Here is a 13597-nt window from a genome sequence, read left to right on the forward strand (position 1 = left end):
TGTGCGGGGGCGATGATAATTAGATCAGGGTGACTAAAATTAGAACGAACGATCATTTTCTTTCGAAAAATCGTTGACTCAAACTCAGGTATCCCTATAATGCACCTCCATCACGACGGGCGATTAGCTCAGTTGGTAGAGCATCTCCCTTACAAGGAGGGGGTCACTGGTTCGAACCCGGTATCGCCCACCACTCTTGTTATAAGAGTGAACGTTGTGATAGTGAAGCAGAAGTAAAGGCAGTAAAGCGTTATGAATGGGCGATTAGCTCAGTTGGTAGAGCATCTCCCTTACAAGGAGGGGGTCACTGGTTCGAGCCCGGTATCGCCCACCATTCATAATGAGCGTTGTATTGATGTAAGTTGTAGTCATTTTGAAGTGGGCGATTAGCTCAGTTGGTAGAGCATCTCCCTTACAAGGAGGGGGTCACTGGTTCGAACCCGGTATCGCCCACCACTTCACATGATTCTTCCGCATCACCAGGTATGGGGCGTTAGCTCAGTCGGTAGAGCAGTTGACTTTTAATCAATTGGTCACAAGTTCGAATCTTGTACGCCCCACCATTCCTGTATTATTATGTTGTTGTTGTGCCCTAAGATGGGGCGTTAGCTCAGTCGGTAGAGCAGTTGACTTTTAATCAATTGGTCACAAGTTCGAATCTTGTACGCCCCACCATCTTAATGTTATACCTCTTCTGTTTTATACTCCCAAAGGTTTTTTTTGATAAAAACCATTCTGTTTCGTGATCAATTCCGCACTATTTTAATTAAAGTTTTTAATCATTCTGCCGTTATTTCCTTGTGTTAGTCACGGTTTTTGGTGACCTCTCTTTTTATAACAAGAAATGACGTCGGTTTGGGAAAATCCAATGCCGGACGCCTGTTTTTCTTTCAGCATGGAGCATTATTCCGATGGCGTGGCCTGTTCCTGAATTTCCGGTTAAACGTAATGTGCCGGGCGCTAGAATTACGCTGTGGCTGGGACTATTGATCGTTGTTCTGGCAATTGTTTTTTTACTCGATTTTTATATTTTTAAGCTTCCGCTGACGGAAGTGCTTATTTTTATTTATCTTCCGTATATTTTGTTGTGGATGTGTTTATTCACCTACGCAATGCATCGTCATGAGCAGTCGCGGATAGCCTGTCAGAGCTGGAATGCCTCGATTAATTTCAGGCGCAATGAATGGGTAAACTGGTGTCAGCGCAAGCTGATGGTCACCGGCGTGGCGCTTCTGATGCCGAAAGGGGTAAAGCAGGTATCGGCGCAGGAGAAAAAACAGCACACGGAAGATGAGGATAAACAGGCGCTGGCCGGCTATGACCATTCGGTTGATAACATACTGACGGCGTTGCATAACTCACTGAACCAACAGCACGAAGGTTATCAGACAAAAGTTAAAACGGTCTATGTCATCACACCGAACACATTGCAAAATGGTGAAATCGAGCGCAGTGTCACTAAAATATGGGAATGTGACACGAAATTCATTCAGACGCCGGATGACATCGGACATTTGTTTGATGAGGATAATAATAATGCAATGTGGTTGCTGGTCGGGCTGAATATCTGGCAGGCGGGACAGATCCCTGCCTATCATGAAATGGCAAGTGCTGTTTTACTGACGTCTTGTTACTATTTTGAGCGAAATACATTTCCGTTCAACGGCAGTCTTTCCCGGTTTATGCCGATCAATGAATTACAATTGTCTGATGACATTTCTATGCTGGAAAAAATGAATCTGCTGGATAAAGAAGAAGAGAAATCTTTCTGGCTGATGCGGGAAAATGAGCTGGCGCAGGATGTTATTTATCAGTTTTGTAATAAAGCACAGCGCCGTACTTTCCTGAAAAATAATATTTACATTGCTGATAATCAGGTCAGTGCAGACAGAGAAGCTGTCTTTGTTCTGGCGATGATGCTGATTAAAGCGAAAGAAACACTCAGCCCGCAATGCCTGCTGATGATGGATACTGACGGACTGGGGTATTCAACTGTGGTTGGCTGCGAAGTGCATTAAGGTCGGTTAAAGCAAAGTCTGAAACAGAAGCCGGAGGTTATTATAACCTCCGGCTTTGTTTTATTTTACCCGATCTGAGCGGATCTCTGCTGCGAGAGCGGCTAATTCTGTATCATCTGCCCGTTCACAATCATGTGAAGAGAGAAATCCCGGATACTGCTCATAAAATACGGGCTGTTTATGTTCGATCGGGCGCCAGTCCGTCATATCAGCGGTGCCGTGCATCGGGCTGAGTTTACTGTGGACATGATCCACGCCATACCCTTCAAAAAACATGCCGCAGCGGGCTACATCCGGGAAGGCACTCTTCAGTACATGTGCGGTTTTCTTCGTCGCCAGTACCAGATCTGCTAATACATCATCATCTAAATCAAATGCATAACCTGGGTAATGTATTTTCGGAATGACGACAGTAAAGCCTTTGGTATTCGGGAAAACAGAAAGAAACGCCAGATGTTTTTCATCTTCCCACACCTTATGGCAGGGGGCGTTACCCGCGACTATTTCACAAAATATACAGGCCATTTATACCCTTATTCATTAAAACTGCAGGTTCGTTGGCTGCATTCAGCCAGTCAGGTCACATAGTTTATCTATGTTCCCCGCCTGTCTTCCCTTGCCGCCTGCCTGCAGTTTGAATGACGTTGGGTATATACCCTTATTCATTCAGACTGCAGGTTCGCTGAGGTGCTCTCATCCAACATACAGGATAGGGGCGGGGAATACCACGATGACAGCCGTAAATCAGTGGCTTATGATAAACATTATTATTTTCAATAGGTTGGTGTAATAGGTGAACGTTCATAACAATGAGGGAAGCCCCCGCCGTCACTGCGTTCTGCACATAAAATATGTGTGATTAAGGATGACAAAAAACACCCGGATTTACCATCGGATTGAGACCTGCTATCCGGGCTATATGTGTTGTTAACGCACACTGTACCTGTTGCATAAAAACAGAGTGCGATAAGAAAAGGGGCTGAGGCCTCTTTTTTGATATATAAACCGGAATGCGCTCGCAACCGGCAACGATCCTGTTTATGCTGACAATAAAATAAATCAAATCATTCAGCAAAATTATCACGGCAGGGCACTGATGGATTATCTGTATTATGTGGGGCAGGGGTTCGGGATTGTTGCGTTTTTTATCGGGATAACGGTTTTTATCCAGCGCAACGAGCGGAAACTCAAAATTCGCCTGTCTATTTACACCGCCATTATGGCCGCTCACTTTTTTCTGCTCGGCGCTTATCCGGCAGGGATCAGTGTCACACTGAACAGCATCCGGACTTATGTTTCTATCACTCACCGCCAGCGTTGGGTGCTGTATCTGTTTGTCACACTGACGCTGGTTCTGGCTGTTCCGAATATCCGTGCCTGGCAGGAAGTGTTGCCGGTCGCGGGCACGTTGATGAGTACATTCGCTTTTTTTCTGCTGACAGGGATCCGCATGCGTTATGTGCTTTGGTGCTCGACAGCCTGTTGGGTTGTCTATAATGCCTGGCTGGGAACGATCGGTGGCACATTGATTGAATCCACTTTTTTACTGATAAACGGGTGGGCAATTTATCGCTTTCGCAAACTGATAAAACAGGGCATAAACCCGTTCAACTGAGAACAGGTCAGCGGGAGGGGGGAATATTCTCAGGAGTATCTGAGCGTGAGTCATCTGCGGAATCAGAACCGGTTTCGCGCATCACCTCATTACACATAAAATAGAGGTTAGGACGCCGTTTGGCGATATATGCCAGGCGTATATCACACTCTTTTTGTGTGTAAAGATCTTCAGTGACCGGCAGTGCCTCACAGGCATCATTGCCACAGGTACTGACCAGTAACACAAATCCGATAGTTTCTAACATAGACTCCCGCCGGTTTTATTTCAGAAGCATTATTATGTCGTAAATGGTTGCCTTTCGTCCAGTTTTTACACGGCGCAGGGTCGGTTGACAGCATTATTGCGCCGGATAATTCACAGGGCCGGGTTTATTTCATGGCTGAAGCAGGAAAATACATTACCGTTTTATTGAAAAATATGACCGGAAACGATAACTTTTGCTTGTGCAAGTGAAATGATAATGATTATTATTGTCAGCACTATTTGTATAATGTGTATTTTGTCTAATGACGATGAGGAATCAGCATGCGTATCGGGATGAGTGTGGCAGCAGCATTACTGGGAGTGGTTTCAACGTCCGCTATGGCGCTGGAATATCCGCTGGGACAGCCTGTAATCAAAAACGGAATGGAAATTCAGGGTGTTTATCTGCAACCTATCACCATGGCGGTGGAAGGTAAGCATGAAATGCATCATCTTGACGCTGATAAATCAGACGTTCATCTGGAAGCGGACATTCACGCCGTGGAAGAAAATCCGAACGGTTTCGCTGAAGGGGATTGGATCCCTTATCTGAAAGTAGACTATAAAGTAACCAAGCTGGATGACCCGAAGAAAACACAATCCGGGACATTTATGGCAATGGTTGCCAGTGACGGTCCGCACTATGGTGACAACCTGAAACTGGACGGCTACGGAAAATACCGTGTGGAATACCGGATTTCACCGCCGAGCATGAATGACAATGTTGCATTCGGCCGCCATATTGATAAAGAAACCGGTGTTGCCCCGTGGTTTGAGCCGTTTGATGTCTCCTGGGACTTCGATTACGCCGGAACAGGGCGTAAAGGCAGCTACTAAGTTTATTTCTCAGGAAAACAGCAGGCTGCATAAATGTGCCTGCTGTTCTGACACCGGACGTCAATATCCCGCTGAGGTCACTCATGAAATCCCTTATAATTGCACTGTGCATGACGGTGCTCTCTCTGGCATCTCTTCCCGTCAGTGCGGCGGCGGAGAAATTCACTGTCGAACTGGAAATGAATAACGGCGTACTGACACCGCCGGTACTGAATGTTCCGGCGAAAACGCCTGTCCGCATTAAAATCCGTAATACCGGTACAGAGCCGGTTGAATTTGAGAGTACCCAGTTACGCAAAGAAAAAGTGCTGGCGCCCGGCGCATCTTCTGTGGTGGTCATTGCTCCGCTGAAACCCGGAAAATATACTTTTTTTGATGATTTTCACCTTTCGCATCCGGCCGGTGAAATCATCGCGGAGTAAGTGTCAGGTCACAGGAATTGATTATGGGACAGGTTCTTTTTGTAGTATGGCGTGAAAGTTTTGAAGCGCTGCTCGTGGTCGGCATTATCTATGCGTGGATCAAACAACATCCGGATGCTGCAGCCGGACGCCGCTATCTCTGGGGTGGTGTCGCCCTGGGTGTTGCGTTGTCACTCTTTTTGGCTCTGCTGATTTACGGCGTATTTAATGTACTCGATGACAGCGGACAGACCTGGTTTATGATCGGGATGTCACTCTTTGCCTGTGTGCTGATCGTGCAGATGGTGTACTGGATGCAAAAGCACAGCGCCTCTCTGAAATCCGGTATTGAGCAGGAAATGGATGATAGCGCACGGCAGCACTCCTGGTGGGGTGCATTATTTATTGTTGCCATTGCCATTGCCCGTGAAGGTAGTGAGATTGTGGTTTTTCTCTCCGGCATTGTAATGAGTCTGACTAAAGAAACAATGTGGTCATTCACCGGTGAGGTTCTGGGTGGGATTGCGGTTGCGGCACTGACATTGTGGGTCTTTCTGTTTACTTACCGCAAAATGGCATGGAAATGGTTTTTCCGTATTACCGGGATTGTCCTTCTGTTCCTTGCCTGTTCACTGCTGCTTAAAGGTACCGAAGAGATAGTCAATGTGCTGACTGAGCATGATATTGAACTGAATGATTTTCTTATCTATCCGTTGTGGGATACCGGTAACTGGCTTGATGATTCCGGCGCAGCGGGTAATTTCCTGGCGACATTGTTTGGTTATCGCTCACAACCTATCGGGCTGAGTGTTATTACGTTTGTGGTGTACTGGCTCATTATTCTTGTGCTGTTCCGCCGCCGGGAGAAACAGCATGCGGCGTAATTATCTCCTGATAAGTCTTGCGCTTTCAGCGCTGTTTCTCAGCCGGACGGTGGTGGCTGAGAAATACCGCGCCGGAAACCCGGACACCGGCAGTGGCGTGGTCATTGCCAGAGGCGATATCCCGACGCCGGAAAAATATCTGCCCATGATTGCGGACTACATGAAGATGATGAGCGGGCAGGTTGCGGCAACAGAGCAGCAACTTGCCCTGTTACAGCAGGCACTGAATAAAGGGGATATGGCGGCGGCAAAGCAGGCTTATATTCAGGCGCACTATGAATATGAAGTTATCCGCGCGGCAGTCGTGGTATTTGGTCACGCCGACCGCGTGATAAACCCTCATGCGGGTTATTTTACTGATCGGGAGCGTGACCCTAAATTCACCGGTTTTCATCGCATAGAATATGCACTGTTTGCTGAGAATGATCAGGCTGCAGCGCTGGCTGCCACTCAGGATTTACTGCGTAATATTCAGGATTTAAAACAGCGGGTTGGTGTTGAAACACTGCCGGTGGCAAAGCTGGTGCAGTCAGCCGATGACAGTATCGAGCTGATTTTAAGCACTAAACTCGGCGGTGATGAAAACCGCTACAGCCGCTCTGATGTGTCTGATATCGCCGCTAATATTGAAGGTGCCCGGCGCATCACTACGGCATTGTCGCCATTTTTATCAGAAAAAACAAATACACTACTGAAACAACAGTTTGCAGAACCGGATGCGGTACTGGCGCACTATCGGGATACGCAGGGGCGTTATGTGCCTTATGAAAAACTGACAGTGGCGGATAAACAACAGCTTTATGCAGGGCTGACAATCCTGGCGGAATCGCTTGCACAACTGCGCGCTGAACTGAATATTGATGTGTATTACAAATACCGGAAAGAGCCATGAAACGCGGAAAAGAATACCCTGCAGGCGGTGATGAAACAGTCAGCCTGAGTAAACGCAGCACACTGAAATGGCTGGGCGCGGGAAGCGTACTGTTATCCGGCGGGGCGCTTGCCCTTCCTGCTGTTGCAAAATCTGACAATACCGTATGTGATAACACATCACGGTTGCGTGAAATTCCGTATCTGGGAAAACATCAGGCGGGTGTGATAACGCCGGAACAAAAAGAAGCTATTTTTCTCTCACTGAATCTGATGGTAAAAACCCGGGATGAAGTTGATAGTGTATTCAAACGGCTGACCGCCTGCATTGCGGATCTCACCCGTAACCGGAAAGCCGGAAAAACAACCGGTGATCGGATGCCGCCGGCAGAATCAGGGATACTCGGTACGTATATCACTGCAGATGAACTTACCGTAACGGTTTCACTAGGCCATTCACTGTTCGATGACCGCTTCGGTTTTTCTCATGTTAAACCACAGAACTTTGTTGAAATGACGGCATTTCCGAATGACCGTCTTGACCCGGACTGGTGCGGCGGCGATATTTTATTGCAGTTTTGTGCCAACAGTCGCGAGACGGTCATTTATGCATTGCGTGAAGTGCTGCGCCGTCTTTCCGGCAGTGTGGCGCCACTGTGGAAAATTGACGGTTTCCTGCCTGCGCGCGATATTGAGTGCCGGACAACTCCGGTTAATTTATTTGGTTTTAAAGACGGAACCGGAAACGGGGATGCCGGTGATGCGGCACTGATGAACGATCTGGTCTGGATAACCAAACCGGAACCGTCCTGGATTGAAAACGGCAGTTATCAGGCAGTACGCCTGATCCGTTTTGAACTGGAGTTCTGGGACAGAACCCCGCTGGAAGATCAGGAAAATGATTTCGGACGTCACAAAGCAACGGGAGCGCCGATGGGTAAAGCCCGTGAGCATGACGACCCTGAGTTTCAGCGGGATCCCCACGGTGACCGGGTACTTTTTGACTCTCACATGCGACGTGCTGAACCCCGGACTACAGAAAGACATGTTTCAAAATTGCGCCGTCGTAGTTATAGTTACTCCCTGGGGCTGACACCGTCAGGGCAACTTGATATGGGGCTGATTTTTATTTCATTCCAGAATGATTTAAAAAAAGGGTTTATCAGCACGCAAAAACGCCTGAACGGCGAACCGCTTGAGCGTTATATCAAACCGTTTGGTGGCGGCTATTATCTGGTCTTACCCGGAATCTCATCAGCACAAAATTATATCGGCGAAAGCCTGATGAACGCGGCACGGACACAGGCGGTACCACCGGCAGACTAAACTGACAGGGACAGCATGGGCAATAACGGAACTATTCATCTTTTTGACAGCACCAACTTTGCCCGCTGTACATTAACGGATCATCCGTATTATCAGATGATCCGTATTATGCTCTCTTCTGAGTTACCTGCACTGATCCCGAATCTGCCCCGCAATACCTCACTATATGCACTACAAGTCGATGATCAGCTCACACTGCTGGCACAGGTTGACGGAGAGGCGGGGCGCACTTACACCGCGTCTTTTATTACCCACTATTTTGATTATCTGATGGCGGAGATCCGGATGATGATGCCGGGTTTTTCCGGACGTTGTCTGTTGCCGCTGCTCAGCGGGATAAAACGATTTTTTGTCCGGCAGAAACTGGATAACATCCTTTATGTCGGCAATTTTTTTCTCTCGACCAACATTCATCTTCCCTGGCGTGATGATCAACTGACCCGGTTACATCAGTTTATTACCACCCGTTTTGCCGCTCACCGCCTGGTTTTCCGCTCATTGACCGCTCCGCTGGATCAATCGCTGATGAGCGGACTGGCGCAACTGGGTTATCAGCCCATTATTTCCCGGCAGGTTTTTCTTACCCGCAGCCGTTTTGTCAGTCTGAAGAAAAACCGCAGTGTCATGCGGGATCTGGCGTTGCTGCGTAAAACCTCTTTTACCGTACGGGATATCACATCAGAGAGTGAACAATGGGCGGGAGCCATTGAACGTTTATATCAGAGTCTCTATCTGAAAAAATATTCTGATTTTAATCCGCAATTTACAGCTGAATTTTTTCAACAGATGGTTTCTCACGGAGGCTGGCGGGTAACGGGTGTGTTTGATGGTGAAAAACTGGTGGCATTCAGCACATTGATGACAATCGGCAATGTCACTACGGCTGCCGGTATCGGATATGATGATAATTATCCACAATCTGACGGGCTGTATCGTCTGGCGGGGCTTTCTTCTTATTTGTGTGCAGATGAACAGCATTGGGTCAATCTCAGCTCCGGGGTGGGAAAATTCAAAATGGGGCGCGGCGCACAATGTTATCCTGAATACAGTTACTGCTATTCACATAAGGCACCCCGGCTGAGCCGCGCCGGGTTTGCACTGTGGCGCAAGTTACTCAATGTGGTCGCTGAGCGTTACGGACGGGAACGGATATTTTGAAACGCGTCATACTCGCCGGCGGGCGATCTCCGGTTTGTCTGGTTCTTGCCCGTGCTTTTTACCGGCTTGGCTGGCAGGTTATCATTATTGAGCACCTTACGCTGACACTGTGTCGCGTTTCCCGTGCGGTCTCCCGCTATCATAAAATAACCGCACCCGTTACGGATTTTGACCGCTTCCGGGAGGAGGCTCTGGCCGTCATGGCACAGTACCCGGCCGCCCTGTTTATCCCGGTAAATGAAGATATTCTGCATTACAGTCGTTTTCAGGATGAAATACATGCTGCGGGGATACGTTTTGATGTTGTGGCGCATCCGCAACTGACAGCATTGCATCATAAAACCGACAATATTCAGATGGCGGCAGATGCAGGATTAGCAGTGCCGGAAACCCGGCGCTGGCAGGGGGAACACATTGATTTTTCCCGCTGGATCTTAAAACCGATCTACTCCCGCTTTGGTAATCAGTTGATTGATAGTGAAACACATAGCCCGAACCGTCCGCCGGATTGCTATGTGCGCCAGCAGCGTATCCGGGGTGTACAGATTTGTGTCTGTGCACAGGCCACAGAGGGCGGAATGAAAGCGTATGCCGCATATAAAACTAATTTCGGGGTATCCGGCGGAGCGAGCCTGGTGTTTCTGCCCTATAAATCACGGCAGGTTTATGACCTGACAGCGCGTTTTATCCGTCATCATTCACTGAGCGGCACAATTTGTCTGGATTTTTTGTTCGACGGGCAAACCTATTGGTTTATTGAATGTAATCCGAGGATGACACATGGTGCTGCAATGCTGACGGACGGGCAGCTCGTCACTGCATTAAGCACACCCGGTACACCTGAATGCCTGCGCGGAGAGCGGCGGACAGCAATGAAAGCCGGCTGGGTTTATATGTTACTTACTCAGCCGCGCCGCTGGCGGAAAACATTGCGTTTTGTCCGCCATTGCCGGGACATGATTTGGCAGACGGATGATAAGAAACCCTTTCTGGTATTGCCTTTTCTGGCGGTCTGGTTGGTTGTTCGTGCCGTATTGCAGCGGGAGAATGTGCCGGATTCGCTGACGCGGGATATTGTATTTGATGAGCGGCATGACGGGCGGGGAAAAGAGGATCCCGTGCGATCCTCAGATACAGATCAATCAGAGCAGAGCATCCGGTGACTCCGGCAGGATCTGCCCGCCATCGATAATAATGGTTTGTCCGGTAATGTATTTGGCTTCATCTGAGGCAAGGAAGGCGGCGGCATAGCCGATATCTTCCGGCTCGCCCAGCGTGTGGGTCGGAATAGATGCCCGCATTTGCTCCAGGTAGGTTTCTCCCTGCGCTTTAAGTCCTTCTGTCAGAATATTTCCCGGTTGCACGGCATTAATGGTGATACCAAGGCGTGCATACTCCAGTGCCGCACTGCGCATAAACCCGAGTTGTGCAGCTTTACTTGCCCCGTAATGACTCCATCCCGGAAATCCGGTCACCGGGCCGGTAATCGATGATGTGATAACAATCCGCCCGTATTTCTGTGCTTCCATGACATTCAGCGCAGCCTGAACCAGGAAAAACATCCCTTTGACATTGACCTTTTGCATGGTGTCCCAGTCCTGCTCAGTCATGGATTTGATTGTGCATTGCGGAAATATACCCGTATTAGAGCAGAGAATATCCAGGCGGCCATACTTTTCACTGATGGTACGGATGACCGACTGACACTGAGTTTGTAAGGTAACATCCAGTGCAATAAAGTCAGTACCGAGTTCTGTGGCGGTTTTTTTGCCGGTTTCTTCATCAATATCGGCGATAATGACGGTGGCGCCGCCTTTTTTCAGTGCGGTCACAATACCGCGTCCGATACCTTTGGCACCGCCTGAAACGACAGCAATCTTACCTGTTAAGTCGAACATTTACATTCTCCTGTTTACCGAGGTTAACACTTGAGTCGTAAATCATTACAGCATGACCAGCCCTGAATGCAATGACAACGCCGGGGCTATTGATAAAGTATGACGACTATCACATAAGAAAGCGGATACCGGATTATTACGCAATAAAAAAACATAATAGTGTGTGAATGGCAGAAAGCCATTCTTATGACTGAATCGATTTTAGTAAAATACTATTTTATCCGGTTCTCCGATGATCTGATGTGGCAGGCAGAAAGGGAAAAGGTATTTATGTCGCAGTGATAATCGCTTAAAAATTGCGTTATTTAAGAATTATCAACCTTACATATTGGTCATAGTTGAGTTACGTAACTATCAATCACTATGTCCGTATTGCAGGATAGGGTATTTATAACATAAAGAAATAAAATTAATTATTTTAAAAATAAAAAATATATATAAACTATTTTTTTTAAATTATTAATTAAGATATCAGTCAATTTATTTTCGTATAACGTTTGATTTTCATTTAAATAGCCAGGGTAAATAGAACAATAATAACTTAAATATATAATCTATTAATTTCCGGTTTAAAAAACAGGCATTTCAGGTCAGAAAAACAGCAATTTAGCTGTTTCCTAAAGTGAACACTTTTGGCGGCTAAAAGGCAGAAAAACGTTACGAATTATGTCGTGAAAAAATAACATTTTGTCTATAAATGCGAATTATTAACATGTAAATGAATGATTTGCTGTTTTTTTGTCCGAATTCCTGAGGCAGGAAATGCCGGGAATAATACATACCACTCCGGTGAACATGTTACGCTCTGCGATAAATACTGATGAGTTAGTTTAAAAAATATACAATTATAATTAATTCAGTATGTTATGTGTTTTTTGGTGATGTATGTCACATTGAATTTTCAGTATTGTTAAGAATATCAGGATAATTAGCTGTGAGATGGGTACTTGGTAAGATTAATTTTTGCCGGGAATACGCCTTTTTTTTACTGTTTACACCCATTGTCAGTATCAATATAGTCGCATTTGTATTTCATTTTTGCAGTATCAGGTGCAATAAAAAAGCAATGAATCAAAAAACATAACGAATGGTTAATTTATCGACCTGTAATTAACAAAAATATAACATTAAGTCATTTTCATTTAACTTGAAATGAAATATAAAACATTAAAAAAGACAGAAAACAGGAAGAAGTTTGGATTGGATCACACGTTGAGAAAGTTTTTCGGGAATATTTTAAAAATATGATTTGAAATACAGTTGTTTTTAAATTTATCGGTATAGTTAGTCTCAATTCTAATATATATATAAAAAGATAGGACGAGGTTTGTCATGATTACATATGATCTTCCAGTAACCATTAAAGATATCATCGATGCTCAGAAAACCATCAGAGGGCACGTTTATAAAACCGGGATGCCTAAATCAAACTATTTAAGTGAGAAGTGCAACGGCACAATCCACTTAAAATTTGAGAACATGCAGCGTACAGGGTCGTTCAAACTCCGTGGTGCATTTAACAAATTAAGTTCGCTGACACCAGAAGAAAGAGCACAGGGCATTGTTGCCTGTTCAGCAGGTAACCACGCGCAGGGCGTTTCATTATCCTGTGCCCTGTTAGGAATCAACGGCAAAGTTGTTATGCCTACCGGTGCACCTAAATCTAAAATTGCCGCAACATCAGACTATTCTGCTGAAGTCATTCTGTACGGTAATAACTTCAACGATACTATCGGCAAAGCAAGAGAAATCATCGAGGCAGAAGGCCGTATCTTTATCCCGCCTTATGATGACGCAAAAGTCATTGCAGGGGCAGGGACTATCGGTCTGGAAATTCTGGAAGACCTCTATGACGTTGATAACGTCATCGTTCCGATTGGCGGCGGTGGTCTGATTGCAGGTATCGCTATTGCACTGAAATCCATCAATCCAACTATTAATGTGATCGGTGTCCAATCTGAAAATGTTCATGGTATGGAAGCATCATACCGTGCTGGTAGTATCACCACTCATCGCGTCAACGGTACAGTTGCCGATGGTTGTGATGTGTCTACTCCGGGCAGTATCACGTATGAAATCGTGAAAGAGCTGGTAACAGACATCATTCTGGTAACAGAAGAAGAAATCCGTGAAAGTATGGTTGCGTTAATCCAGCGTAATAAAGTCGTGACAGAAGGTGCCGGTGCATTGGCGTCTGCTGCGATTCTGAGCGGAAAACTCAAAAAATATATTGAGCATAAGAAGACAGTCAGCCTCATTTCCGGCGGGAACATTGACCTGACTCGTATCTCTGAAATTATTGGTACCCACGAAAAATAATATTTGCATTGTCTTTTAAAAGGAA

The 13597-nt window shown here is 46.3% G+C and carries 13 protein-coding genes and 5 tRNA genes; 15 read left to right on the forward strand and 3 right to left on the reverse strand.

Translation table 11 applies throughout. From position 1 onward, the window contains the following. Positions 1–117: 117 nt before the first annotated feature. From ACMHKJ_RS08180 to ACMHKJ_RS08205, 6 genes are all read left to right on the forward strand, one after another. A tRNA-Val gene (locus tag ACMHKJ_RS08180) sits at positions 118–193 on the forward strand. A 65-nt stretch (positions 194–258) separates the two neighbouring features. Beyond that, a tRNA-Val gene (locus tag ACMHKJ_RS08185) sits at positions 259–334 on the forward strand. A gap of 46 nt (positions 335–380) precedes the next feature. Continuing rightward, positions 381–456, forward strand: a tRNA-Val gene (locus ACMHKJ_RS08190). A 31-nt stretch (positions 457–487) separates the two neighbouring features. After that, positions 488–563 (forward strand) — tRNA-Lys (locus ACMHKJ_RS08195). Positions 564–599: 36 nt separating this feature from the next. Further along, positions 600–675: transfer RNA gene (locus tag ACMHKJ_RS08200), tRNA-Lys, on the forward strand. Between the two features lie 236 nt (positions 676–911). After that, positions 912–2018 (forward strand): hypothetical protein, encoded by a 1107-nt coding sequence (locus tag ACMHKJ_RS08205; RefSeq protein ID WP_413493001.1) that lies wholly within the window; start codon positions 912–914, stop codon positions 2016–2018. Positions 2019–2078: 60 nt separating this feature from the next. On the opposite strand, the gene ACMHKJ_RS08210 is transcribed toward ACMHKJ_RS08205, so the two are convergent. Continuing rightward, positions 2079–2543: an HIT family protein gene (locus ACMHKJ_RS08210; RefSeq protein ID WP_413493003.1), complete on the reverse strand. Its 465-nt coding sequence runs from the start codon at positions 2541–2543 to the stop codon at positions 2079–2081. Between the two features lie 571 nt (positions 2544–3114). On the opposite strand from ACMHKJ_RS08210, the gene ACMHKJ_RS08215 reads away from it, so the two are divergent. Continuing rightward, positions 3115–3633 (forward strand): YgjV family protein, encoded by a 519-nt coding sequence (locus ACMHKJ_RS08215; RefSeq protein WP_413493004.1) that lies wholly within the window; start codon positions 3115–3117, stop codon positions 3631–3633. Positions 3634–3640: 7 nt separating this feature from the next. Here the strand turns inward: ACMHKJ_RS08215 and ACMHKJ_RS08220 are convergent, their stop codons facing one another. After that, positions 3641–3880: a hypothetical protein gene (locus ACMHKJ_RS08220; RefSeq protein WP_413493006.1), complete on the reverse strand. Its 240-nt coding sequence runs from the start codon at positions 3878–3880 to the stop codon at positions 3641–3643. A gap of 281 nt (positions 3881–4161) precedes the next feature. Here ACMHKJ_RS08220 and ACMHKJ_RS08225 point away from each other — a divergent pair, with 281 nt between their 5' ends. From ACMHKJ_RS08225 to ACMHKJ_RS08255, 7 genes are all read left to right on the forward strand, one after another. Next, positions 4162–4716: an iron transporter gene (locus ACMHKJ_RS08225; protein WP_413493007.1), complete on the forward strand. Its 555-nt coding sequence runs from the start codon at positions 4162–4164 to the stop codon at positions 4714–4716. A 110-nt stretch (positions 4717–4826) separates the two neighbouring features. Beyond that, positions 4827–5138 carry a cupredoxin domain-containing protein gene (locus ACMHKJ_RS08230; protein ID WP_412779013.1) on the forward strand — a complete coding sequence of 104 codons (312 nt, stop codon included), beginning with the start codon at positions 4827–4829 and terminating at the stop codon, positions 5136–5138. 23 nt (positions 5139–5161) lie between these two features. Then, a complete protein-coding gene (locus tag ACMHKJ_RS08235) occupies positions 5162–6001 on the forward strand; it encodes an FTR1 family iron permease (protein ID WP_413493009.1) in 840 nt (279 codons plus the stop codon). Beyond that, positions 5991–6893, forward strand: coding sequence for an EfeM/EfeO family lipoprotein (locus tag ACMHKJ_RS08240; protein ID WP_413493011.1), 903 nt, complete (start codon positions 5991–5993; stop codon positions 6891–6893). The genes ACMHKJ_RS08235 and ACMHKJ_RS08240 overlap by 11 nt, the downstream gene beginning before the upstream one ends. Continuing rightward, positions 6890–8197 carry an iron uptake transporter deferrochelatase/peroxidase subunit gene (gene efeB / locus ACMHKJ_RS08245; protein WP_413493013.1) on the forward strand — a complete coding sequence of 436 codons (1308 nt, stop codon included), beginning with the start codon at positions 6890–6892 and terminating at the stop codon, positions 8195–8197. The genes ACMHKJ_RS08240 and efeB overlap by 4 nt, the downstream gene beginning before the upstream one ends. Positions 8198–8212: 15 nt before the next feature. Continuing rightward, positions 8213–9355, forward strand: a complete 1143-nt coding sequence (locus tag ACMHKJ_RS08250; RefSeq protein WP_413493015.1) for a hypothetical protein — start codon at positions 8213–8215, stop codon at positions 9353–9355. Further along, entirely contained in the window at positions 9352–10518 is a 1167-nt protein-coding gene (locus ACMHKJ_RS08255) for an ATP-grasp domain-containing protein (RefSeq protein WP_413493017.1), read from the forward strand. The genes ACMHKJ_RS08250 and ACMHKJ_RS08255 overlap by 4 nt, the downstream gene beginning before the upstream one ends. Here the strand turns inward: ACMHKJ_RS08255 and fabG are convergent. Further along, entirely contained in the window at positions 10498–11253 is a 756-nt protein-coding gene (gene fabG, locus ACMHKJ_RS08260) for a 3-oxoacyl-ACP reductase FabG (RefSeq protein ID WP_413493019.1), read from the reverse strand. The genes ACMHKJ_RS08255 and fabG overlap by 21 nt on opposite strands. Before the next feature lie 1332 nt (positions 11254–12585). On the opposite strand from fabG, the gene tdcB reads away from it, so the two are divergent. Continuing rightward, positions 12586–13572, forward strand: a complete 987-nt coding sequence (gene tdcB, locus ACMHKJ_RS08265; RefSeq protein WP_413493021.1) for a bifunctional threonine ammonia-lyase/L-serine ammonia-lyase TdcB — start codon at positions 12586–12588, stop codon at positions 13570–13572. Positions 13573–13597 lie beyond the last annotated feature (25 nt).

This window comes from Morganella psychrotolerans (genome assembly GCF_965118875.1).
Taxonomy (GTDB): domain Bacteria; phylum Pseudomonadota; class Gammaproteobacteria; order Enterobacterales; family Enterobacteriaceae; genus Morganella; species Morganella psychrotolerans_C.